Annotated in this window: 25 protein-coding genes; 19 read left to right on the top strand and 6 right to left on the bottom strand. The window is 70.5% G+C overall.

Features of this window, described 5'->3' with window-relative positions; translation table 11 throughout:
• Nucleotides 1–140: 140 nt before the first annotated feature.
• Nucleotides 141–728 (bottom strand): helix-turn-helix domain-containing protein, encoded by a 588-nt coding sequence (locus ABD256_RS32030; protein ID WP_344427571.1) that lies wholly within the window; start codon nt 726–728, stop codon nt 141–143.
• Between the two features lie 82 nt (nt 729–810).
• On the opposite strand from ABD256_RS32030, the gene ABD256_RS32025 reads away from it, so the two are divergent.
• Both ABD256_RS32025 and ABD256_RS32020 read left to right on the top strand, forming a co-directional pair.
• Nucleotides 811–1,509 (top strand): AzlC family ABC transporter permease, encoded by a 699-nt coding sequence (locus tag ABD256_RS32025; RefSeq protein WP_344427569.1) that lies wholly within the window; start codon nt 811–813, stop codon nt 1,507–1,509.
• Nucleotides 1,509–1,829: an AzlD domain-containing protein gene (locus tag ABD256_RS32020; RefSeq protein ID WP_344427685.1), complete on the top strand. Its 321-nt coding sequence runs from the start codon at nt 1,509–1,511 to the stop codon at nt 1,827–1,829. The genes ABD256_RS32025 and ABD256_RS32020 overlap by 1 nt, the downstream gene beginning before the upstream one ends.
• Before the next feature lie 11 nt (nt 1,830–1,840).
• Here the strand turns inward: ABD256_RS32020 and ABD256_RS32015 are convergent, their stop codons facing one another.
• Entirely contained in the window at nt 1,841–2,311 is a 471-nt protein-coding gene (locus tag ABD256_RS32015; protein ID WP_344427566.1) for an Lrp/AsnC family transcriptional regulator, read from the bottom strand.
• 96 nt (nt 2,312–2,407) lie between these two features.
• On the opposite strand from ABD256_RS32015, the gene ABD256_RS32010 reads away from it, so the two are divergent.
• The 14 genes from ABD256_RS32010 (at nt 2,408) to ABD256_RS31945 (ending at nt 16,417) form a co-directional block, all read left to right on the top strand.
• Nucleotides 2,408–3,586, top strand: coding sequence for a trans-sulfuration enzyme family protein (locus ABD256_RS32010; RefSeq protein WP_344427564.1), 1,179 nt, complete (start codon nt 2,408–2,410; stop codon nt 3,584–3,586).
• Nucleotides 3,587–3,636: 50 nt separating this feature from the next.
• The gene (gene pdxT, locus ABD256_RS32005; protein ID WP_344427561.1) at nt 3,637–4,275 is read left to right on the top strand and encodes a pyridoxal 5'-phosphate synthase glutaminase subunit PdxT; all 639 of its coding nucleotides are present in this window, start codon (nt 3,637–3,639) and stop codon (nt 4,273–4,275) included.
• A gap of 17 nt (nt 4,276–4,292) precedes the next feature.
• Complete coding sequence (locus ABD256_RS32000; RefSeq protein ID WP_344427558.1) at nt 4,293–5,042, top strand: YebC/PmpR family DNA-binding transcriptional regulator; 750 nt, start codon at nt 4,293–4,295, stop codon at nt 5,040–5,042.
• Nucleotides 5,043–5,121: 79 nt separating this feature from the next.
• Entirely contained in the window at nt 5,122–5,643 is a 522-nt protein-coding gene (locus ABD256_RS31995) for a DUF4262 domain-containing protein (RefSeq protein WP_344427556.1), read from the top strand.
• An 84-nt stretch (nt 5,644–5,727) separates the two neighbouring features.
• Nucleotides 5,728–6,333: a crossover junction endodeoxyribonuclease RuvC gene (gene ruvC / locus ABD256_RS31990; protein ID WP_344427553.1), complete on the top strand. Its 606-nt coding sequence runs from the start codon at nt 5,728–5,730 to the stop codon at nt 6,331–6,333.
• Nucleotides 6,330–6,935: a Holliday junction branch migration protein RuvA gene (gene ruvA, locus ABD256_RS31985; RefSeq protein ID WP_344427550.1), complete on the top strand. Its 606-nt coding sequence runs from the start codon at nt 6,330–6,332 to the stop codon at nt 6,933–6,935. Before ruvC ends, ruvA begins: the two co-directional genes overlap by 4 nt.
• 24 nt (nt 6,936–6,959) lie before the next feature.
• Nucleotides 6,960–8,033, top strand: coding sequence for a Holliday junction branch migration DNA helicase RuvB (gene ruvB / locus ABD256_RS31980; protein ID WP_344427547.1), 1,074 nt, complete (start codon nt 6,960–6,962; stop codon nt 8,031–8,033).
• A 131-nt stretch (nt 8,034–8,164) separates the two neighbouring features.
• Entirely contained in the window at nt 8,165–8,620 is a 456-nt protein-coding gene (gene yajC / locus ABD256_RS31975) for a preprotein translocase subunit YajC (protein WP_344427544.1), read from the top strand.
• A gap of 223 nt (nt 8,621–8,843) precedes the next feature.
• Entirely contained in the window at nt 8,844–10,649 is a 1,806-nt protein-coding gene (gene secD, locus ABD256_RS31970; protein WP_344427542.1) for a protein translocase subunit SecD, read from the top strand.
• 1 nt (nt 10,650) lies between these two features.
• A complete protein-coding gene (gene secF, locus ABD256_RS31965) occupies nt 10,651–11,907 on the top strand; it encodes a protein translocase subunit SecF (RefSeq protein ID WP_344427539.1) in 1,257 nt (418 codons plus the stop codon).
• A 3-nt stretch (nt 11,908–11,910) separates the two neighbouring features.
• Nucleotides 11,911–12,438, top strand: coding sequence for an adenine phosphoribosyltransferase (locus tag ABD256_RS31960; RefSeq protein ID WP_344427537.1), 528 nt, complete (start codon nt 11,911–11,913; stop codon nt 12,436–12,438).
• Between the two features lie 239 nt (nt 12,439–12,677).
• Entirely contained in the window at nt 12,678–13,145 is a 468-nt protein-coding gene (locus tag ABD256_RS31955; protein ID WP_344427534.1) for a hypothetical protein, read from the top strand.
• A 138-nt stretch (nt 13,146–13,283) separates the two neighbouring features.
• Nucleotides 13,284–15,608 (top strand): RelA/SpoT family protein, encoded by a 2,325-nt coding sequence (locus ABD256_RS31950; RefSeq protein ID WP_344427531.1) that lies wholly within the window; start codon nt 13,284–13,286, stop codon nt 15,606–15,608.
• A 29-nt stretch (nt 15,609–15,637) separates the two neighbouring features.
• Nucleotides 15,638–16,417 carry an enoyl-CoA hydratase/isomerase family protein gene (locus ABD256_RS31945; protein WP_344427528.1) on the top strand — a complete coding sequence of 260 codons (780 nt, stop codon included), beginning with the start codon at nt 15,638–15,640 and terminating at the stop codon, nt 16,415–16,417.
• Nucleotides 16,418–16,530: 113 nt separating this feature from the next.
• Here the strand turns inward: ABD256_RS31945 and ABD256_RS31940 are convergent, their stop codons facing one another.
• Nucleotides 16,531–17,418, bottom strand: coding sequence for a peptidylprolyl isomerase (locus tag ABD256_RS31940; RefSeq protein WP_344427525.1), 888 nt, complete (start codon nt 17,416–17,418; stop codon nt 16,531–16,533).
• A 159-nt stretch (nt 17,419–17,577) separates the two neighbouring features.
• Here ABD256_RS31940 and ABD256_RS31935 point away from each other — a divergent pair, with 159 nt between their 5' ends.
• Genes ABD256_RS31935 through ABD256_RS31925 form a run of 3 tightly spaced genes read left to right on the top strand, consistent with a single transcriptional unit; the run spans nt 17,578 to nt 19,170 of the window.
• The gene (locus ABD256_RS31935; protein WP_344427682.1) at nt 17,578–18,183 is read left to right on the top strand and encodes an MBL fold metallo-hydrolase; all 606 of its coding nucleotides are present in this window, start codon (nt 17,578–17,580) and stop codon (nt 18,181–18,183) included.
• Nucleotides 18,176–18,817, top strand: coding sequence for a hypothetical protein (locus ABD256_RS31930; protein ID WP_344427522.1), 642 nt, complete (start codon nt 18,176–18,178; stop codon nt 18,815–18,817). The genes ABD256_RS31935 and ABD256_RS31930 overlap by 8 nt, the downstream gene beginning before the upstream one ends.
• A gap of 20 nt (nt 18,818–18,837) precedes the next feature.
• Nucleotides 18,838–19,170 (top strand): hypothetical protein, encoded by a 333-nt coding sequence (locus ABD256_RS31925; RefSeq protein ID WP_344427520.1) that lies wholly within the window; start codon nt 18,838–18,840, stop codon nt 19,168–19,170.
• On the opposite strand, the gene ABD256_RS31920 is transcribed toward ABD256_RS31925, so the two are convergent.
• The 3 genes from ABD256_RS31920 to hisD form a co-directional block, all read right to left on the bottom strand.
• Nucleotides 19,148–19,408, bottom strand: a complete 261-nt coding sequence (locus ABD256_RS31920; protein WP_344427517.1) for a hypothetical protein — start codon at nt 19,406–19,408, stop codon at nt 19,148–19,150. The two genes, ABD256_RS31925 and ABD256_RS31920, sit on opposite strands and share 23 nt — an antisense overlap.
• 95 nt (nt 19,409–19,503) lie before the next feature.
• Nucleotides 19,504–21,120: a YibE/F family protein gene (locus tag ABD256_RS31915; RefSeq protein ID WP_425546558.1), complete on the bottom strand. Its 1,617-nt coding sequence runs from the start codon at nt 21,118–21,120 to the stop codon at nt 19,504–19,506.
• Between the two features lie 31 nt (nt 21,121–21,151).
• Entirely contained in the window at nt 21,152–22,438 is a 1,287-nt protein-coding gene (hisD, locus tag ABD256_RS31910; protein WP_344427514.1) for a histidinol dehydrogenase, read from the bottom strand.
• Nucleotides 22,439–22,454: the final 16 nt, after the last annotated feature.

Raw genomic sequence — 22,454 nt, 5'->3', positions numbered from 1 at the left:
TGGGCGTCGCGGCGCCGGATGCTGCGAGGGGTGAGATTGTGGCGTCAGGTTCCCCGAAGGCGTCCTTCAGGGACCGCGCGACGCGAAGTGAGCGCCTCGTGCGGCGGGGTGCAAACGCGGGGGTTTCCCCGAGCACGGCATCAGGGGTGTTCGGAGATCTCGACGGCGCGCGTGTCGGGTTCGAGCGCTTCGAAGAGGTGCGGCACGTCGCCCGGGTAGCAGATGTAGTCGCCGGGGAACAGTTCGGTGGGGTCGTCCGTCGGCCCGACGAGCGCGCGCCCGGTGCACAGCGTGATGTGCTCGACGACGCCGTGCATGTGGGGATCCGATCGGCGGGGCGCGCCCGGCTGCGCGACCACCTGGTAGAGGTCGCGCTGCATGTTGGGCGGGCACGAGGCGAGCAGTGTGCAGGCGTAGTTCGCGCGCTCGGCGAGCACCCGCGGCCCTTCGCCGGACCTGATCACCCGTACCTGGGGGTGCTGCGGTTCGACGAGCCGGGAGAACTGCACGTCCAGTGCGACGCCGAGTGCCCACAGGGTTTCCACGCTCGGATTGCCGGTCGCGGATTCGAGCTGGGACAGCGTGGACTTCGCGATCCCGGCTCGGCGCGCCAGCTCGGTGAGGGAAAGCCCGGCGCGCGCCCGTTCCCGCCGCAGCGAGGCCGCGATGGTTTCCAGCGGTGCGCCGCGCTGTTCCCCGCCCGGCGATGGATGCCCCTGATCGATCATGGCGTGCTCCGTGAGGTTGTTCGGTAGACCGGCCGTTCGTTCTCCTTGACGAACGGCGGCGACTTGTTCATCATACGATGCTATGCGTTCGATTTGGCGAACCCTCGGTCCCGAACTGGGCAGGGACATTGGCCTGGTGTGCCTCGCCGACTGCCTCGTCGGCGCCTCCTACGGCGTGCTGGCGGTCAGTTCCGGTTTCGAGATCTGGGTGCCCATGATGTTGTCCCTGCTGGTCTTCGCCGGCGCGGCGCAGTTCCTGTTCATCGGGATGATCGCCGCGGGCGGCAACCCGATCGCGGCCGTCGTCGCGGGCCTGCTGGTGAACACGCGCCACGTCCCGTTCGGCTTCGCGGTCGCCGAGGTGCTCGGTGACGGCGTCCTCCGGCGGATGGCGGGCAGCCATCTGATGATCGACGAGAACGTGGCGTTCTCGCTCGCCCAGAAGGATGCCGAGCGCCGCCGGGTCGCCTACTGGGCCTGCGGGGTCGGGCTGTTCGTGTGCTGGAACCTCGGGGTCGTCGCCGGCGCGTTCGCGGGAACCGCGATCACCGACACCGACGCGTTCGGGCTCGATGCCGCCTTCCCCGCCGTGCTGTGCGCGCTCGTGCTGCCGTCGCTGAAGGACCGCGAGACCCGGCTCGCCGTGCTCATCGGGGTCGTCGTCGCGCTCGCGACGACCTTCTTCCTGCCGGCCGGGCTGCCCGTGCTGTGCGCCGTCGTCGGCGTACTCGTGGTGCTGCGCAAGGCGAAGGCCACGGAGACTTCGGAGGTGGCCGCGTGATCACCCCGCTGACGCTGATCCTGTGCACCGTCGTGCTCGCCGCCGGGACGTTCGCGTTCCGGTTCGCCGGGCCCGCGTTGCGTTCGCGCGTAACGCTTTCCCCTCGCTCGGAGAAGATCATGGCGACCGCCGCGGTCGTCCTGCTCGCCGCCGTCGTGGCGACGACGGCGCTCACCGAGGACCAGTCGTTCGCCGGGATCGCCCGCCCCGCGGGCGTGCTCGTCGGCGGCGTGCTCGCGTGGCGGAAGGCGCCCTTCCCGCTCGTCGTGATCGCCGCCGCCGCGACGGCCGCGCTGCTGCGGTTGATCGGCGTTCCTTGACGCGGAGCCCTTCAGCGCAGGGCGTCCGGGGTAGGCGGCACGTCCGCCTTGCGCCGGTGCTCGAACAGCAGGTTCGTGTGCACCTCGGCCACTTCGCGGCGGGTCGTGTAGGAGTCGAGCAGCAGCCGTTGCAGGTGCGCGGCGTCGGCCACCGCCACGTGCACGAGGAAGTCCTCCGGGCCAGCCACGTGCGACACCGAGACGGTTTCCGGCAGGCCGAGCACGAACTCCATGAACACCTGCACCACGGCCCTGGTGTGCGGGCGAATCCGCACCGCGACCACCGCCTGCAGCGGCCTGCCGAGCGCGCCGAGCGACACCTCCGCCCGGTAGCCGCTGATCACCCCGGACTCCCGCAGCGCCCGATGCCGGACGAGGCAGGTCGACGGTGCCACGTTGACCAGTGCCGCCAGGTCCTTGTTCGGCAGCCGCGCGTCGTTCTGCAGGGCCGCCAGAATCGCGACGTCGATCGCATCCAGCACGAAACTTCCTCCAAGTCGCCGAAGATGCTTTCGAAGATGCCCTAGATCGCCGCTTTCCGTCCAGCATTGGCGCGTCCGATGTGAATCGAGGAGGTAGTGGTGACGGGTGTCAGGACGCGCGCGGTGCACGGCGGCAAGGAGGATCTGGGCGGGCTCGGGCTGCACGTCCCGCCGATCGACCTGTCCACCACGTACCCGGTGCCGGACCAGGCGGCGGGCGGGGCGGCGCTGGCCGACTGGGCGGACGGGCTCGCCGACGCGGCGTCTCCGGTTTACGCACGGCTGCACAACCCGACGGTCGCGCGCTTCGAACGAGCGCTCGCCGATCTCGAAGGCGTGGACTCCGCCGTGTCGTTCGCCAGCGGCATGGCGGCGATGACCGCCGTCCTCCAGGCGGCCTGCCTGATGCGCGGGCGCCCGCACGTGGTCGCCGTCCGCCCGCTCTACGGCGGCACGGACCACCTGCTGGCCACGGGCCTGCTCGGCACCGAGACCACCTACGCGCGCGCCGGGGACATCGCCTCGGCGATCCGGCCGGACACCGGGCTCGTCGTGCTGGAGACCCCGGCGAACCCGAACCTCGACCTCACCGACATCGCGGCCGTGGTGCGCGCGGCGGGGGAGGTGCCGGTGCTCGTCGACAACACCTTCGCCACCCCCGTGCTGCAGAACCCGGCCGCGCACGGCGCCGCCTACGTCCTGCACTCGGGCACCAAGTACCTCGGCGGGCACGGTGACGTGCTGGGCGGCGTGGTCGCCTGCGCCGAGCCGCTCGCCGGCCCGCTGCGCCAGCTCCGGATCCTCACCGGCGCCGTACTGCACCCGCTCGGCGGATACCTGCTGCACCGCGGGCTCGCGACGCTGCCGCTGCGCGTCGAAGCCGCCACGCGCACGGCATCGGAGCTGGCGTCGAGGCTCGCCGAGCACTCAGCCGTCGAAAGCGTGCGGTATCCGGGGCTCACCGGCGGCCCGCTGCTCGGCACGCAGTTGCGGGAGCCGGGCGCGATGCTCGCGTTCGAGCCCGTCGGCGACCCGTACGCCGTGGTCGGCAAGCTCGGCCTGATCACCCCTGCGGTCAGCCTCGGCTCGGTCGACACGCTCATCGAGCACCCCGGCGCGCTGACCCACCGGCTCGTCGGCGAGTCCGACCGCGAGGCCTGCGGCGTTTCGTCGAGCCTGCTGCGGGTTTCGGCGGGTCTCGAAGACGTCGACGACCTCTGGGACGACCTCGACCAGGCACTGCGCGTCGCGGCGGCGGATCGCCCCCGGGGGTGAGCCGCGCTGACCTGCGCATTAGGCTTGTGCGGTTGCCTTAGCTGACGGAGGTGCCGGTGGACAGGCCAGTGGTGGGCGTGCTCGCCCTGCAGGGGGACGTGCGCGAGCACCTCGCCATGCTGACCGGCGCGGGCGCCACCGCGCTGCCCGTCCGCCGCCCGGCCGAACTGTCCGAAGTGGACGGTCTGGTGCTGCCGGGCGGCGAGTCCACCACGATGTCGCGCCTGCTCGAAACGTTCGAGCTGCTCGAACCGCTCCGCGAGCGCATCGCGGCCGGCCTGCCCGCGTTCGGGTCGTGCGCCGGCATGATCCTGCTCGCGCGCGAGGTGCTCGACGGCAGGCCGGACCAGCGCCAGCTCGGCGGCCTCGACGTCGTCGTGCGCCGCAACGCCTTCGGCCGGCAGGTCGACTCCTTCGAGTCCGACCTGGACTTCACCGGTCTCGGCGCGCCGGGGGAGACGCCGTTGCACGCTGTCTTCATCCGCGCGCCGTGGGTCGAGCGGGTCGGCGACGGCGTCGAAGTGCTCGCACGGGTACCGGACACCCCTGCCGCCGGGGACGCTGCCGCTAGGATCGTCGCGGTCAGGCAGGGATCGGTGCTCGCCACCGCGTTCCACCCGGAGCTCACGGGGGACGAGCGCGTGCATCGGCTGTTCGTCGGCATGGTACGAGACCGCGTTCCCGCGTAGAAGCAGTTGGAGGAGAGATGAGCGGCCACTCCAAGTGGGCCACCACCAAGCACAAGAAGGCCAACCTCGACGCGAAGCGCGGCAAGCTCTTCGCGAGGTTGATCAAGAACATCGAGGTGGCGGCGCGCACCGGCGGCGGTGACCCCGACGGGAACCCGACTCTCTACGACGCCATCGCGAAGGCCAAGCGGAACTCGGTTCCCGCGGACAACATCGAGCGCGCGCGCAAGCGCGGCGGCGGTGAGGAAGCGGGCGGCGCGGACTGGCAGACGATCACCTACGAGGGGTACGGCCCCAACGGTGTCGCGGTGCTGATCGAGTGCCTCACCGACAACAAGAACCGTGCCGCGATGGAGGTGCGCACCGCGCTGACGCGCAACAACGGTTCGCTCGCCGACCCCGGCTCGGTCGCCTACCTGTTCAACCGCAAGGGCGTCGTGCTCATGCCGAAGAACGAGCTGAGCGAGGACGACGTGCTGATGGCCGTTCTCGACGCCGGTGCCGAAGAGGTCAACGATCTCGGCGAGAGCTTCGAGATCATCTCCGAGGCGACGGATCTGGTCGCGGTGCGGAAAGCCTTGCAGGAAGCCGAATACGACTACGAGTCGGCGGACATGAGCTTCCTGCCGTCGATGACCGTGGCGCTCGAGGCCGATGGCGCGAAGAAGGTGTTCAACCTGATCGACGCGCTCGAAGACTGCGACGACGTCCAGAACGTGTACGCGAACTTCGACGTGTCGGACGAGGTGCTGGCTGAAGTCGGCTGACCGTTCGCCCCGGAAACGTGACCGGTAAGCGAAATGCGGGCGGCCGGTACCTTTCCCGTCGAGGGCCGGATACGGCACAATGGCGCCCGTGACCGCCGAAACCCTTGCCCCCGAAGAAGAAGCGCTGCTCGAGTGGATTGTCCAGCAGGGGCAGCAACGGGGGAACGCCGTCATCGCGGTGCCCGATGACGACGAGGGCGCGGGCTACGCCTTCACCGCTTGCGCGTGGGCGTTGCACGGAGTGCCCGAAGCGGTCGTGGTCGGCCTGCCGGCCGAGATCGGCCCGGTTCTGCTCGACGCCTATGTGGACCGTGCGGCGGCGGGGGAGCAGTTCGAGTACGGCAAGCTGTACACGGACTTCTTCGAAGGCGTGCCGGTCACCTTCGAGAAGGTCGCCAAGGGGCACTACCTCGAGTACTTCGGCAGCGCGTTCCTGGTGTACCCGGACGGCGACTTTCCCGCCGTGCAGCTGATCGTGCCCACTCCGGACGGTTCGTGGCCGTGGCAGGAGAGCGCGCCGGACGGCTTCGCCGACTGGCAGCTCGTGCTCACCGAGAGCGGTGAGCCGGAGAGCTGGACACCGGGCGTCGACGGTCCGTGACACCCGCACGGCGCGTCCTCGCCGCGGCGGCGAGGCGAGGCCGGTAACCTCACCTCGAACTGGTGTTCGGCGAGAGGTGAACAGGTGCGCGTGCTCGGTGTGGACCCCGGGCTGACCCGGTGCGGGATCGGCGTCGTGGACGGCGGCACCGGCCGGTCGGTCAGCTGCGTCGCGGTCGACGTCGTGCGCACCCCCGTCGACGCCACGCTCGCGAACCGGCTGATGGCGGTAGCCGACGCGGTGGAGGACTGGCTGGACCGGTACCGGCCGGAGGCGGTCGCCATCGAGCGGGTGTTCAGCCAGCACAACGTGCGCACGGCGATGGGCACCGCACAGGCGGGCGGTGTGGTCGCGCTCGCCGCGGCGCGCCGCGGCCTCCCCGTCGCGTTCCACACGCCGAGCGAGATGAAGGCCGCCGTCACCGGGTCGGGCCGGGCGGACAAGGCGCAGGTCACCGCCATGGTGACCCGGTTGCTCAAGCTCGAGAACGCGCCGAAGCCCGCGGACGCGGCCGACGCGCTCGGGCTGGCGATCTGCCATCTGTGGCGCGAGCCGATGCGGCTGCGGCTCGCCGAGGCGGAGGCGCGGGCGAAGGAACTGGCGACGGCGCACAAGGCCCGTCTCGCCAAGGCGGCCAAGGCAGCCAAGGCAGCGAAGAGCGCGGACAGGAACACGGGAGTGCGGCGATGATCTCTTCGGTACGCGGAGAAGTCCTGGAGGTCGGGCTCGACCACGTGGTCGTCGAGATGGGCGGGTTCGGCGTCGCGGTGCAGGCGACGCCGACGACGCTCGCGACGCTGCGCCGCGGCGAGCAGACCCGGCTGCACACGACGCTGGTCGTGCGCGAGGACTCCTTGACCCTGTTCGGTTTCGCCGACGCCGAGGCGCGGGAGCTGTTCGGGCTGTTGCAGACGGTGTCCGGGATCGGGCCGCGCATCGCGCTCGCGGCGCTGGCCGTGCTCGACCCCGACAAGCTGAAGGCCGCGTTGTCCGAAGGCAACATCACCGTGCTGACGCAGGTGCCCGGCATCGGCCGCAAGGGGGCCGAGCGCCTCAGCCTCGAACTGCGCGACAAGGTGGTCGCCACCGCGCCCGGCGCACCGGAGACCGCGGGGGGTCCCGCCGCGGGTTCGGCGGTGCGCGCCGAGGTCGTGGAAGCGCTGGCAGGGCTCGGGTTTCCGGCGAAGCAGGCCGAGCAGGCCGTCGACAAGGTCCTCGCCGACGACGAAGCGCAGCACACCACGTCCACGGTCCTGCGCGCGGCGCTCGCCGCCCTCGGCCGCAAGCGGTAGGCCACGGGCGTGGACCATGGGCACATGACGGACTCCGAGACGGACGAGACCCTCTCCGCCCTCCCGCAGACCGGGGAGCGCGAGGTCGAGACCACTCTGCGTCCGCGAAAGCTCGACGAGTTCGTCGGCCAGCCGCGGGTTCGCGAGCAGCTGCAACTGGTGCTGGAGAGCGCGCGCCGCCGCGGTGTCCCGCCCGACCACGTGCTGCTGTCCGGCCCGCCGGGGCTCGGGAAGACGAGCCTCGCGATGATCGTCGCGGCCGAGCTCGACGCGACGATCCGGATCACCTCCGGTCCCGCGCTGGAACGCGCGGGTGACCTGGCGGCGATGCTGTCGAACCTCGCCGAGGGCGACGTGCTGTTCATCGACGAGATCCACCGGATCGCCCGCCCCGCCGAGGAGATGCTGTACCTCGCGATGGAGGACTTCCGGGTGGACGTGGTGGTCGGCAAGGGCCCCGGCGCCACCAGCATCCCGCTCGAGATCGCGCCGTTCACCCTTGTCGGCGCCACCACGAGGTCAGGGGCGCTGACCGGCCCGCTGCGCGACCGGTTCGGCTTCACCGGGCAGATGGAGTTCTACTCCGACGACGAACTCGACCTGGTGGTGCGCAGGGCGGCGGCCATCCTCGGCATCGAGATCGACGCCGAGGGCTGTGTCGAGATCGCGGGCCGCTCGCGGGGCACGCCCCGGATCGCGAACCGCCTGCTGCGCCGCGTGCGCGACTACGCCGAGGTCAGGGCGGACGGCACGGTGGACAGGGAGATCGCCCGCGCGGCACTGGCCGTCTACGACGTCGACGAGCTGGGCCTCGACCGCCTCGACCGCGCGGTGCTGACCGCGCTGTGCCGCTCGTTCGGCGGGGGACCGGTCGGGGTGACGACACTGGCGGTAGCGGTCGGGGAGGAACCAGGTACCGTCGAAGAGGTGTGTGAGCCCTACCTGGTTCGCGCCGGCATGCTCGCCCGCACCCCGCGTGGCCGGGTGGCGACACCGTCGGCGTGGGAACACCTCGGGCTCACCGCGCCTGCCGGGTACGGCAGTGGAATGGGCCAGCCGGGCCCTACGCTGTTCGACCAGCAGGCGTTCGACCAGTGAGCGCGGCGCCCCCGGCGGGAACGGCAACACCGGTGCTGGCGTTTTCAGTGGTACCTGGCACACTCTGAAGAGCACATCTATACAAAACCGGACGTAACACCCCTGAGCATGCGTCCGTCGAATGGAGAATCATGGAACAGTTATTGCTGCCGGTGCTCCTCATGCTCGTCGTGGCGGTCCCGCTGGTGATGGGAACCCGCAAGCAGAAGCGAGCGGCGGCACAGCAGCAGGAGCTGCAGAACAGCCTGAGCGAAGGCGACCGCGTGATGACGACGTCCGGTCTTTACGGCACCGTCGCCAACACCGATGACGACACCACGATCGACATCGAGGTCGCGCCGGGCGTGGTGACCACCTGGCTGCGCCAGGCGGTTCGCGAGCGCGTCGAGCCGGTCGTCGAAGACGACTCCGCCGACGAGGACGCTCCTGGTTCCCACGAGGCGATTCCCGCCGAAGAGGCGTCGGCCTCGTCGGTGACCACGACCTCGGCGTCTTCGGCGTCGTCGGCGTCTTCGGCGACCGAGGACAAGAAGACCGAGGAGTCGGGCGCCCAGATCGCCCCGCCGCTGGAGCACGGCAAGAAGTAGCTCCGCTGCCGCCCGCGGAAACCCGACGAAAGTGGGTACGGGGGCAACGCCGGGTTCACGCAGCACCGAGTAGTGTCTCGGTGCTGCGTGCGTGTCCGGCGTCATAGTGTGCTGTCGTGACTGTTGTGTTCGTGCGCGGTGGCTGCCCCGCGTGCGAACACCTCCGTTCGCGCGCGCCGCAGCGCCGAGTCCGGGAACTTCCACTTCGAGGAGAACGACCACCGTGGCACCACCGGCCGGGCAGATCCGCCCGGGACGTTATCTCGCCTTCTTCGGCATCATCGTGGTCGCGCTCTACGCGCTGGTGTTCCTCACCGGCGACGGGAAGCCGACCCCGAAGCTCGGGATCGACCTCCAGGGCGGCACGCGGGTCACGCTGACCGCGCGCACACCGGAGGGCGGGGCCCCCTCGAAGGAGTCGCTCGACCAGGCGCGCCAGATCATCGAAACCCGCGTGAACGGGATCGGTGTCGGTGGTACCGAGGTGGTGCTCGACGGCGACAACGTCGTCATCACCGTCCCCGGTGACCAGGGCGACCAGGCGAAGAACCTCGGCAAGACGGCCAAGCTCGGCTTCCGCGAGGTGATCCAGGCCGAGCGGGCCGGGGCGCCGCAGCCGCAACCGGGGCAGCCGCAACCGGGGCAGCCGCAACCGGGGCAGCCAGGTCAGCCCCAGACCGGTCAGCCGGGCCAGTCCTCGGCCCCGGCGCCGAACCCGTCGGCACCACCGGCCTCGGCACCCGCGGGCAAGCCGTCGAACGCGCCCGCCCCCGGTGGTGGCGGTGGCGCTCCCGGTGCGGCCCAGCAGCCGCCGACCCCTGCGCCCGGTGACGATTCGATCGACCAGAAGACCAAGCAGGAGATCGCGGCCGCGAAGGCGGCGCGGCAGAATCCCGGTCTGGTCGCGAAGGACCCGAACAACCAGCAGCAGGCGGCCGCCGCGCAGCAGTTGCAGCAGCAGGCGCTCGCCGCGATGACCTGCACCCCCGGCAAGAACGACCCGCTGGCCGGTAACGACGACCCGGACAAGCCGCTGGTCACCTGCCTGCAGGACGGTAGCGAAAAGTACGTGCTCGGCCCGGTGTTCCTGCAGGGCACCGAGATCGCCGACGCGCAGGCCGCGCCGCCCGCCCCGCAGAAGCCGGGCTGGACGGTCAACCTGCAGTTCAAGGCCGACGGCGGCAAGACCTGGGGCGATTTCACCTCGTCCCACGTCAACAAGCGCGCGGCGTTCGTGCTGGACACGCAGGTGGTCTCGGCGCCGAACATCAACGGCCCGATCCTCGGCGGCAACACCGAGATCAGCGGTTCGTTCACCCAGACGGAGGCGAAGAACCTCTCAGACATCCTCAAGTACGGCTCGCTGCCGCTGTCGTTCGTTTCGTCGGACGCCACGACGGTGTCCGCGACCCTGGGGCTCGCCTCGCTCGAAGCGGGCCTGATCGCGGGTGCGGTCGGGCTCGCGATCGTGTTCGTCTACTGCCTGTTCTACTACCGGTTCCTCGGCGTGCTGACGATCCTGTCGCTGGCGTTCTCCGGCGTGCTCGTCTACTCCGTGCTGGTGCTGCTCGGCAGGTGGATCGGCTACACGCTCGACCTCGCCGGCGTCGCGGGTCTGATCATCGCGATCGGGATCACGGCCGACTCGTTCGTCATCTACTTCGAACGGCTCAAGGACGAGATGCGCGAGGGCAGAAGCTTCCGCTCCGCGGTGCCCCGTGGCTGGGTGCGGGCACGGCGCACGATCCTGGTGTCGGACGCGGTGAGCTTCCTCGCCGCCGCGGTGCTCTACATCATCGCCGTCGGCGACGTGCGGGGCTTCGCGTTCACGCTCGGCATGTCGACCGTGCTCGACCTCGTGGTGGTGTACCTGGTGACGCACCCGCTGGTCGCGATGATCTCCAAGAGCAAGTCGAAGACGTTGACCAACCCGAACTTCCTCGGGCTCGGCGCGGTGCAGAAGCTGGGCGCGCTGAAGTCGGCCGCGAACAAGTCCGTCCGCCGTGGCGCGACCGCGAAGGAGGCCTGACGTGGCCGTCGAAGAACACGGGAACGCCGCGGGCGAAACCGCCGGGAAGACCCCGGACACCGGCAAGCGGGAGAGCTTCTTCCACCGGCTCTACGTCGGCACCGGCGCGTTCGACATCGTCGGCAAGCGCAAGCGCTGGTACCTCTTCTTCGGTGCGCTGGTGCTGGTGTGCGTCGCGTCGATGGGGATCAAGGGCTTCAACGCCGGTATCGACTTCGAGGGCGGCACTCAGCTGCAGATGCCCGCGAAGAGCGTTTCGGGCGTCGAGATCACCGAGCAGCAGGCGAAGGACGTCTTCTCCGAGTCGCTCGGCAAGGCGGCCTCGGAGGCCCAGGTCGTCGGCAAGGGCGCCAGCGCGGCGATCCAGCTCCGGTCGGACACGCTCAACAACGCCGAGGTCGAGAAGCTCAAGCAGGACCTGTTCACCAAGCTGAAGCCGGTGGACAACGCGGGCAGGTCCACCCCGCAGATCATCAGCGACAGCGCCGTCAGCGCCTCGTGGGGCGACGAAATCTCGCAGAAGGCCCTCATCGCGCTGGCCGTCTTCCTGGTGCTGGTGACGATCTTCCTCGCGATCTACTTCGAGCGCTGGATGGCGATCTCGGCGCTGATCTCGCTGATCCACGACATCGTGGTGACCGCGGGCGTCTATTCGCTGGTCGGCTTCGAGGTCACGCCCGCGACGGTGATCGGCCTGCTGACCATTCTCGGGTTCTCGCTGTACGACACGGTGGTGGTGTTCGACAAGGTCAAGGAGAACACCCGCGGCCTGCTCGGGCTGACCAGGCGCGACTACGCCGAGGCGGCGAACCTCGCGCTCAACCAGACCCTGATGCGGTCGATCAACACTGCGGTCATCGCGATGCTGCCGATCCTCGGCCTGCTCGTGATCGGCTACATCCTGCTGGGCTCCGGCACGCTGCAGGACCTGGCGCTGGTGCAGCTGACCGGCACGATCGTGGGCGTGCTGTCCTCGGTCGCGCTCGCGACACCGCTGCTGGTGGACTTCAAGATGCGGGACCCGAAGTACCGCCAGCAGGCGGCGAGGGTCAAGGCGCGCAAGGAAAACCTCGCGAGGAAGGCGGCGGAGCGCGGCGGTTCGTCCACAGAGGACGATCTGGACGTGACCGACGACGACGCGCTGGAAGCCGAGCTGCGCAAGGAAAAGGCCTACGCCGCCGCGGCGAGCGTGCCCGCGCGCAACCAGAAGCAGACGCCGAGGCGGACCAGCCGTCCGTCCGGGAAGCGCAGGCGTTAGTTCGTGGCCTTGGACAAGGTGGACGCCGCGCTCGGCCTGATCACCGAGATCGACGGCTTCCCGGAGCCGGGTGTGCGGTTCAGGGACCTGTCGCCGCTGTTCGCGGACGCCGCGGGGTTCTCGACCGTGGTGGACGCGCTGGCGAGCACGATCGAACCCGAGGTCGGGCTGCTGGCCGCGGTGGAGGCGCGCGGGTTCGTGCTGGCCGCCGCGGTCGGCTACGCGGCGGGTCTCGGTGTCGTGCTCGTGCGCAAGCCGGGCAAGCTGCCCGCGGTGGCGGGCAGGGTCGACTACGAGCTGGAATACGGCACGGCGTCGCTCGAACTGCCTGCCGGGGTCGTCGCGCCTGGCCAGCGGATCCAGGTCGTGGACGACGTGCTCGCGACGGGCGGGACCGTGAAGGCGGCGTGCGCGCTGCTGGAAAAGGCGGGGGCCGCGGTCGCCGGTGTCTCGGTCGTGCTCGAACTGGCCGGCTTGGGCGGACGTGCCACGCTGGGTGACCGCGTGGTGCGCGCGTTGTCGACCGTCTGAACGAAGTACCAGGTCAAGGGCCCGGTCCGCAGCGGCGGACCGGGCCCTTTTCGTGACCCCCGGCGAACTTGATCTTGCGACCCGCCGCTCCCGGTGCTAGCGTCCGAACTGTTGGAAAACAACGAACATGAGAATCATTTAGATATTTCATTTCAAAATGTCTCGTGTGCACTGGGGAGCTTTCGATTTCCGCCACGTCCGTCGCGGCGCGCTCTCCCTGAGCGGAAATGAGGTCCGAAATGTCTCGTACGAAGCGCTTGACCAGCGCGTTCGCCGTCGCCGGAGTGGCGGCGTCCATCCTGACGTTCGCCGGCGCGCCAGCGTCGGCGGCACCGGCCGCGCCGTCCGGCGCCCCGTGTGACGGCCAATGGCACCAGACCAAGGACTTCATCGGGTCCTGGGTGTCCGGCTGGATCCCTTCGACGCCGGGCGTCGACTTCACCAGGGACATCCAGTACCGGGCGCTGAGCGGGGTCACCGCCGTGCACGGCAGCCCCGGCACGCCGCCGGCGTGCACCTACGTGACGAAGAACTTCGCCACGGCCGCCCAGTACCGGTACAAGATCTGCCGCAGCACGATCGCGTGCGAGGAGACCGAGTTCCAGAACTACCAGGGCAACACGCCGAGTCCGGGCTGGCGGTTCCCCGGCAAGGTGGTCGGCTACGACATCAACGCCAACCAGTGGCGGCCGTACGCGGACGTGTGATTCGCCCTTCGGAGCGGGAAAGGGTCACCGCGGGTCTACTCACGGTGGCCTTTTCCCTATTCGGCGGGTGCACCGGTGGTGTCGGCCACGGCGGGTTAGGCTGGACGTCCGAGACCGCGCGAGCAACTGGAGGTGCGGGTGAGCCAGGAGCTCGATGCTGGAGTGCCCGCGCAGGACGGCGGGCAGCCGTCCGGGCGCACCGGCGCGACACGGGCACCGTCGGCCACCAGGAGGGTGCGCGCCCGCCTCGCCAGGCGCATCACGGCGCAGCGCGCCGCCTCGGTCAAGCAGGTGCTCGAACCGCTGGCCGCGGTGCACCGCGAACTGCACCCGAACGCCGATCTCGCGCTGTTGCAGCGCGCCTACGACGTCGCCGAGGAACTGCACCGGGACCAGCGCCGCAAGTCCGGCGACCCGTACATCACGCATCCGCTGGCCGTCGCGACCATCCTCGCCGACCTCGGCATGGACACCATCACCCTCGTCGCCGCGCTGCTGCACGACACGGTGGAGGACACCGGCTACTCGCTGGACAACCTCAGCGCCGACTTCGGGGACAAGGTCGCCCAGCTCGTCGACGGCGTCACCAAGCTGGACAAGGTGAAGCTCGGCAGCGCGGCCGAGGCCGAGACCATCCGCAAGATGGTGATCGCGATGGCGCGCGATCCCCGCGTCCTGGTGATCAAGCTCGCCGACCGGCTGCACAACATGCGCACCATGCGGTTCCTGCCGCCCGAGAAGCAGGCTCGCAAGGCGAAGGAAACGCTGGAGGTGCTCGCCCCGCTCGCGCACCGCCTCGGCATGGCCACCGTCAAATGGGAGCTCGAGGACCTCGCGTTCGCGATCCTGCAGCCGAAGAAGTACGACGAGATCGTGCGGCTGGTGGCGGACAGGGCGCCGTCGCGGGACACCTACCTGCGCACCGTGATCGGGGAGCTGTCCACCCAGCTCGCCGGGTCACGGGTGGTCGCGAAGGTCGAGGGCAGGCCGAAGCACTACTACTCGATCCACCAGAAGATGATCGTGCGCGGCCGCGATCTCGACGACATCCACGACCTCGTCGGCGTGCGCATCCTGGTCGAGGACGTCCGTGACTGCTACGCCGCGATGGGCGTGGTGCACGCGCTGTGGCAGCCGATGCCCGGCCGGTTCAAGGACTACATCGCGCAGCCGCGGTTCGGCGTCTACCAGTCGCTGCACACCACCGTGATCGGCCCGGACGGCAAACCCCTCGAAGTCCAGATCCGGACCTACGAGATGCACCGCACCGCCGAGTACGGCATCGCCGCGCATTGGCGGTACAAGGAGACCAGGGGCACCCACCGCGGCAACGCCGTCGACGTCGACGAGATGGCGTGGATGCGCCAGCTGCTCGACTGGCAGCGGGAAGCGGCCGACCCCGGCGAGTTCCTCGATTCACTGCGCTATGAGCTGGCCACACGCGAGATCTTCGTGTTCACGCCGAAGGGCGACGTGGTCACCCTGCCGGTCGGGTCCACGCCGGTCGACTTCGCCTACGCGGTGCACACCGAGGTCGGGCACCGGTGCATCGGCGCGCGCGTGAACGGCAGGCTCGTCGCGCTCGAACGGAAGCTCGAAAACGGCGAAGTCGTCGAGATCTTTACCTCGAAGGCGGAGGGCGCGGGCCCGAGCCGCGACTGGCTGCAGTTCGCCGGCTCGCCGAAGGCGCGTGCCAAGATCCGCCAGTGGTTCGCCAAGGAACGCCGCGACGAGGCGATCGAGGCGGGCAAGGAGGCGATCACCAAGGAGGTCCGCAAGGTCGGGCTGCCGATGCAGCGGCTCGTCTCCGCGGAGTCCATGGGCGCGCTCGCCGCCGAGCTGCGGCACTCCGACATCAGCTCGCTGTACGCGGCGGTGGGGGAGGGGCACACCAGCGCGAAGCACGTGGTGCAGCGGCTCGTCGCGCTGATCGGCGGCGTCGAGGAGGCCGAAGAGGAACTCGCGGAGCGCTCCACGCCGTCCACGGTGACGCGCCGCCGCGGCTCGAACGACGTCGGGGTCATCGTGAGGGGCGCGGGCGACGTGTGGGCCAAGCTCGCGCGCTGCTGCACTCCGGTGCCCGGCGACGAGATACTCGGCTTCGTCACCAGGGGTGGCGGCGTCAGCGTGCACCGCACCGACTGCACCAACGCCGACGACCTGCGCGCCCAGCCGGAGCGGCTGGTCGAGGTCGAGTGGGCGCCGTCGGAGACCTCGGTGTTCCTGGTCGCCATCCAGGTGGAGGCGCTCGACCGGCATCGCCTGCTCTCCGACGTCACGAAGGTGCTCGCCGACGAGAAGGTCAACATCCTGTCCGCCTCGGTGACCACCTCGCGCGACCGGGTGGCGGTGAGCCGCTTTTCCTTCGAGATGGGCGACCCCAAGCACCTGGGGCACGTGCTCAAGGTCGTCCGCGGCGTCGAAGGCGTGTACGACGTGTACCGGGTCACGTCGGCGTCGTAACCGCGGACGGCCGGTTTACCATCCTCGCCATGATCGAAGGCTTCGAATTCGACCGTGACGGAGACATCGCGCGCCTGACCTTTGCCAGGCCCGCCAAGAAGAACGCGGTCACGCACGCGATGTGGTCCGCGATCCCCGGCGTGGTGGACGAGGTCGAAGCCGACCCCGCGGTGAAGGTCCTGGTGCTCACCGGCGCGGGTGCCGACTTCTCGGCTGGCGCGGACATCAGCGAGTTCGGGGACCTCCGCTCGTCGGCCGAGGGCGCGATGGCCTACGACAAGGTCGTCGACGGGGCGGTGCGGGCGCTGTCCGGGATGCGGAAGCCGAGCATCGCGATGATCAGGGGGAACTGCATCGGCGGCGGCTGCCAGATTTCGGTGGCGTGCGACTTCCGGTTCGCCGAGCCCTCGGCGCGCTTCGGGATCACCCCGGCGAAGCTCGGGATCGTCTACGACTTCCGGTCGACGCACCAGCTGGTGTCGCTGGTCGGCCCCGCGCACGCGCGGTACTTCCTGCTGTCCGGTCAGCTGATCGACGCCGCCAGGGCACGGGAAATCGGTCTGCTCAACGACATCTTCGACCCCGGCGCGCTCGAAGACGGCGTGCGCGAGTTCGCGAACGTCCTTTGTGCACGGTCGCAGGCGTCGATCAGGGGGATGAACGCGATCATCGGGAAGATCCAGGCAGGCCAGGACGCCGACGACGCGGAGATCGCCGCGATCCGGTCGGCCGCGATCCGGGGCGAGGACTACGCGGAAGGCGTCGCGGCCTTCCTGGAACGCCGCACCCCGGACTTCCGCTACCGCTGAGCAGAACTCAGGTGTTCATGCCCTGAGGAATGCTCCTAGCGAGGTCAAGGCGGCGCCCTGATGCCCTGAAGGTCTCACCTTCAGGGCATCAGGGGCAGCCCGGGAAAAGAGTGTCAGCCGACGGTGATGCCGGTGAACTTGACCTCGGTCTTCGGCTTTCCGGTGCTGCCGTCCTGGCCGACGCCGCCGGGGGCGATGCCGTCCTTGGCGACCTTGTCGAGCACCTGCAGCCCGGCGTCGGAGATCTCGCCGAACACCGTGTAGTCCGGTTGCAGCTGGGCCGCGCCGAAGACCATGAAGAACTGGCTGCCACCGCTGTTGGGCGCGCTGGTCTTCGCCATCGCGAGCTGGCCGCGGCCGTACTTGCCCTGCAGCTCGGGGAAGTTCTCGTCCTTGACGGTGTAGCCGGGGCCGCCGGAGCCGTCGCCGTTCGGGTCACCGCACTGCAGCATCTGCAGGCCCTCGGAGACGCCGAGGCGATGGCACGAGGTGTCGGTGTAGAAGCCCTGCTGCGCGAGGCTGACGAAGCTGTTGACGGTGCACGGCGCGAGCGCGCGGTCCAGCGTCACCGGGATGTCGCCCGCGGTGGTCTTCATGACCGCGTTCACCTTGCCGGTCGCCGGGGCGGGGCCCGCCTGCGGTGCTTTCGCCGTCTTCGCCGACTTCTCGCCCTGGCTGGCGGGGTAGTCGCACGTCGACGGGTTCGGCAGCGGCTGCGGGCGCTTGACCTCGGCGGCGCGCTGCGTCGGGATGGCCGCCGGCGGCGGAGGCGGGGGCGGCGTCTCGGACGACGGCGAGGCCTGGTCGGGATTGGCGGCGTTCGCGTTGTCGTCGCTGTTCCTCGTCGCGAAGAACACCACCAGCCCGGCAACCACCACTACGGCGCCGACGGTCACGCCGACACCGATGATCTTGCGCCGCTTCGCTCGCTCGGCCCTGCGCGCAAGCTGTCGTTCGAGCTTGCGCTTCGCGGCCTCGCGGCGTTGCTGGTTGGTCGCCACCTGCCCTCCAGGTTTCCACTCGAAGTCACACACCGATCGGGTGGCCCGCAGTCTATGGGCACAGCCTGTGAGAACCCTGTACAGGGGCCGCTAGGGTGGGTGGACGGGCGCGCCGAGACAGGCCGGGCGACCGCACTGGTGCAGGTGGAGGGGGTTTTCGTGCTCGTCGCCGGGTTCGCGGCCGGTGCGCTCGGCGCCAACTGCTACCTACTCGCCGCCGGGCGCGGCGAGGCCTGCGTGGTGGTGGATCCGGGGCAGGACGCGCTCGAACCGCTCGAGGCGGCGCTCGCCGAACACGACCTCACGCCCGGTGCCGTGCTCGCCACGCACGGGCACTTCGACCACGTCGCGTCGGCCGCGGAGATCGCCCGCCGCCACCTCGTCCCGGTGATGCTGCACCCGGCCGACCACCCGATGGTGCCGGGCGGCGCCGCGCTGACACCGCTCACCACGGGCATGATCGAACTGGCAGGCCTCGCGCTCGACGTCGACCACGCGCCGGGGCACACCGAAGGATCGGTACTGGTGCGGGTGCGCACCGAGGAGGGCGGCAGGCTGCTCATCTCCGGCGACACCCTGTTCGCGGGCTCGGTGGGCCGGACCGACCGCGAGGGCGGTGATCGCGGCAGGCTCCACGGCTCATTGCGCGAACTCGTGCTCCCGCTGCCAGACGAGACGGTGGTGCTGCCGGGGCACGGGCCCGCGAGCACGATCGGCAGGGAGCGCACCACCAACCCGTTCTTCACGAGGCTGGACGATGACTGAAGCAGAGGAACCGGAGCGGATCCCGCTCCACCAACCGGATCCCGCCCTCCGCAAGAGACGCGCCTGGTCGGGTTTCGCCGGCGTGCTGCTGGTGGCCGCCGCGTTCGGCGGGATCGGCGGGCTGATCGGCGGCCGGATCGCCGGGCTGGTGACCGCGGTGGTGATCGCGCTCCCGCTCGTCTACGTGGTCCTGTTCGGGTTGCGCAGGCAGGTGTGGCTCACCGGCACCACGATCGTCGTGCGGGCGTGGCGCGAGCGGCACGTCGACCTCGTCACGGCCAAGCGCATCGACCTGCTCGTCTCGGACGTGCGGGGCGCGCAGACGGTGAGCATGCTGGTCACCGGCGTGCGGGGGAAGGTCGCGAAGGTCGACCTCGCGGTCTACTCGGGTACGGCCGGACGGGAACTCGGCATCCTCGCGCTGCGCAAGCTCGCCGACGGCGTGCTGAACAACGTCGAAGCCAACGGGATGATCTTCTCCGAGCTGCTGGTCGCGCAGCTTCGCGCCGAGGCGAGGGGAGAGGCCCCGCCCGATCGCCCGCTGTACCGCCTGGCTTCGGCTGCCTCGCCTGGCAAGCTCGCGCAGCGGTTCACCATGGAGGCGGTAAGCCGCTTCGTGGCCACTTTGGACTGACACGGCTCGGAGGACGAGAGATGTCGAACCTGCTCACGCGTGGTGCGAAGTGCTTCAACGCGGCGCTCCGGCCGGTGCTGGCTTCGCGCCTGTTCAGCGGCCGGATGACCGAGATCACCTACACGGGAAGGCGCTCCGGCCGCACGTTCAGCACCCCGGTCGCCTACGCGCGCGATGGCGACGAGGTGACCATCCGCGTGATGGCGCCCGACGCGAAGCAGTGGTGGCGCAACTTCACCGGTGACGGCGGTCCGATCTCGCTGAAGCTCGCGGACACCGACCGCGAGGGACACGCGGTCGCCGAACGGGACGACCGCGGCCGCGTGCGGGTCACGGTGCGGCTGAAGTCCTGACCGCCAGGGACTTCTCGATCGCGGCAAGCTGATCGCGCACGGCTTCGAGCTGGTAGACGAGTTCGGGCAGCTCGTTCGCCGCGTACGTCGCGAGCCGTTCGAGGTGCTTCGCGGTGGCCTGGATTTCGTCGAGGGTCGCCGCGACGCGGGGGACGGCGTCGAGCGCCGCCCACACCGCCCTGCCGAGCCGGAAGGCGGTGCCCGCGATGCGGAACGGTACGGCGAACACGGAAGTCATGGCAGCTCCACCTCGACGCGGGCCAGGACACCGGTCTTGGTACCCCACCACGGCCGGTCGCGGCACACCGGGGCGAGCCCGCGGGGCTGGTGTGACTACTGCTCACCGATGGGGCTGGTGTGGCTCGGCTCCGGTGCCGCGATCGGCTCGCGGCTCGCGATGAGCGCGGCCAGGATCGTGGTGACGGGCACCGCGGCGACGATGCCGACGCTGCCCGCGAGCGTCCGCACGATCTCCTGCGCGATGTCCTGCGAGCCGAGCACGGCGGAGAGCCCGACCCCGGACAGCGACGAGACGAGCAGCACCGGCAGCGCCGCGCCCGCGTACGCCATCACCAGCGTGTTGACCGCGGAGCCGACGTGGTCGCGCCCGATCCGCAGGCCTGCCGCGTACAGCTCGCGCCAGCTCAGCGCCGGGTTCGCCCGCCGCAGCTCCCACACCGCGCTGGTCTGGGTCACCGTGACGTCGTCGAGCACCCCGAGCGCGCCGATCACCACCCCGGCCAGCAGCAGGCCGCGCGCGTCGATGCCGTGGCCGAGCGAGCCGATCAGCGTCGAGGTCGCGTCGTCGAGCCCGGTCAGCGACGCGGCCGCCGAGAACACCGCGGACAGCCCGCCGATCAGCGCGAGGCTCACCAGGGTGCCGAGCACCGCGACCGAGGTTCTCGCGGACAGCCCGTGGGTGAGGTAGAGGGCGATGAACATGATCACCCCGGCGCCCGCGATCGCCACCAGCAGCGGGTTTTCCCCGGCCAGTATCGCGGGCAGCACGAACAGCGCGATCACCACGAAGCTCAGCCCGAGCGCGATGAGCGCGGCGACGCCCTGCCACCGGCCGAGCACGATCACCGCGACCGCGAAGATCGCGGCGAGCACCAGCAGCGGCAGCCCGCGCTGGAAGTCGACGAGCTGGTAGGAGTTCGGGTCGTGCGCGTCGCCGCCGTTGTAGGCGAGCACCACGGAGTCGTTGAGCGAGAACCGGGGCGTGCTCGGCTCGACCGGGATGATGAGCTTCAGCGTCTGGCCCGCCGCGGCGCCGTCGCTCATCCTGACCTCGGTGGTCATGCACGGCTTGTCCCCGCCCGGCGGGGACTGGTCGCCGACCTGCACCTGACCGTCGGCGAGGCACGGGCCGTTCGCCAGCGAGGTGATTTCGCCGTGCACCGGGGTGCCCTGCGGCACCGCGCTCGTTGGCGACGACGAGCCCCACGGGTACAGCACGAGCGTGCCAGCCACGGTCAGCAGCGCGATCGGCACCAGCAGCCAGATCAGCAGCAGGCGGACGCGCCGGGACGCGGGCGCCGCCGGTGTGTGCCCGTGGCCGTGGCCGTGCCCGATCTCGGGATCCGCTACCGGTGGGCGCTTCTTCGGCGGTTGCCGTTTTCCGTGTCCTGCGGGCGGTTTGCGATCGGTGCCGGTTCCGGGTTTGGCCGGGACGGTCGCGGTTTCCTCGCGCGCGCCGTCCGCCGCTCGTCTCGGCCGCCGGGCGGGCGCTGCTTCGCCGGTGGGCTGCCGCGGCTCACGGCTGGCCGCTTCCCTGCGTTCGGCCGGTTTTCCCGCCGGGGCCGGCGCCCGGCGCCCGGACTGGCCCGGCCGGTCTTCCCGGCGTCGCCTGCCGCCGGGCGGGACCGGGTTGCCGCCGGGCACGCGGCGGATGGGCCCGGTGTCGTCGTCGGCACCGCCACTGGCGATGCCGTCCTCGTCGCGATCCACCGGCCCATCCTGCACAGCCACCCGCGCGGCGTCACCTCGGGGTTGAACCCGTGCGCTCCTCCAGCCGGAGCCGCGCGGTGAGCGCGTGCCCGAACATGAGCTCGGCGTCGGCGATCGCGGCGGTCGACGGGGCGACGAGCGCGCCGCCTTCCGGGGTCAGCCGCTGATAGGTGACCGTCTTGAGGAACTTGCCGACCCACAGCCCGCCGGTGTACCGCGCGGCGCGCCCGGTCGGCAGCACGTGGTTCGTGCCGATCGACTTGTCGGAGTAGGCCACGGTCGACTCCGGGCCGACGAACAGCGAGCCGTAGTTGCGCAGGTGCTCGAAGTACCAGTCGTCGTCGGCGGTCTGCACCTCGAGGTGTTCCGGCGCGTAGGAGTCCGAGATGGCGGCGGCCTCTTCGAGCGAGTCCGCGACGACGACGGCCCCGTGCTCGCGCCACGCCGCGCCCGCGACCTCCTTCGTCGGCCACTGACCGGCCAGCCACCGGTCCACTTCGGACAGTACGGCCTGGCCGAACGGGCGCGAGGTGGTGACGAGCAGCGCCGGGCTGTTCGGCCCGTGCTCGGCCTGGCCGAGCAGGTCCGCCGCGACCAGCCGCGGATCCGCCGTCTCGTCGGCGATCACGGCGACCTCGGTCGGCCCCGCCAGCAGGTCGATGCCGACGGTGCCGAAAAGCTGCCGCTTCGCCTCGGCCACGAACGCGTTGCCCGCGCCGACCACCATGTCCACGCCCTTGACGTCCTCGACGCCGAAGGCCAGCGCGGCGAACGCCTGCACCCCGCCGAGGCACAGGATCACGTCCGCGCCGGCGAGGTCCATCGTGTACAGCTGCGGCGGGTAGATCCCGGCCGCCTCCCTCGGCGGTGCCGCGGCGACCACCGTCCGCACCCCGGCCGTCTTGGGCACCGCGACGGTCATGATCGACGACGCGATGAGGGGGTACCGCCCGCCTGGCGAGTAGGACCCGACCGCGTCGACCGGGATGTGCCGGTGCCCGAGCACCACGCCCGGCAGCGTCTCGACCTCGAGATCGGTGAGGGTTTCCCGTTGCTTCGCGGCGAAGTTGCGCACCTGCCCCAGCGCGAACTCGAGTTCGCGCCCGAGTTCGTCCGGTACGGCTTCGCGGGCTTTCGCGATCTCGTCCGCACTGACCACAAAGGACTCGGGGTTCCAGTTGTCGAGCTGCTCCGAGTACCGCCGGATCGCGGGAAGCCCCTCGGTTTCCACGTCGTGCAGGATCCGGCTGACGGTCTTCACCACTTCTTCGCTGCGCGCGGCGTCATGCCGCCAGCCCTGCTTGAGATACTCCGCCATCGGTGGACCGCCCTTC

The organism is Amycolatopsis minnesotensis (genome assembly GCF_039529815.1).
GTDB classification, from domain to species: Bacteria; Actinomycetota; Actinomycetes; order Mycobacteriales; family Pseudonocardiaceae; genus Amycolatopsis; species Amycolatopsis minnesotensis.
Note: the sequence above shows the minus strand (reverse complement) of the source record. Positions and strands in the feature narration are given on the sequence as shown.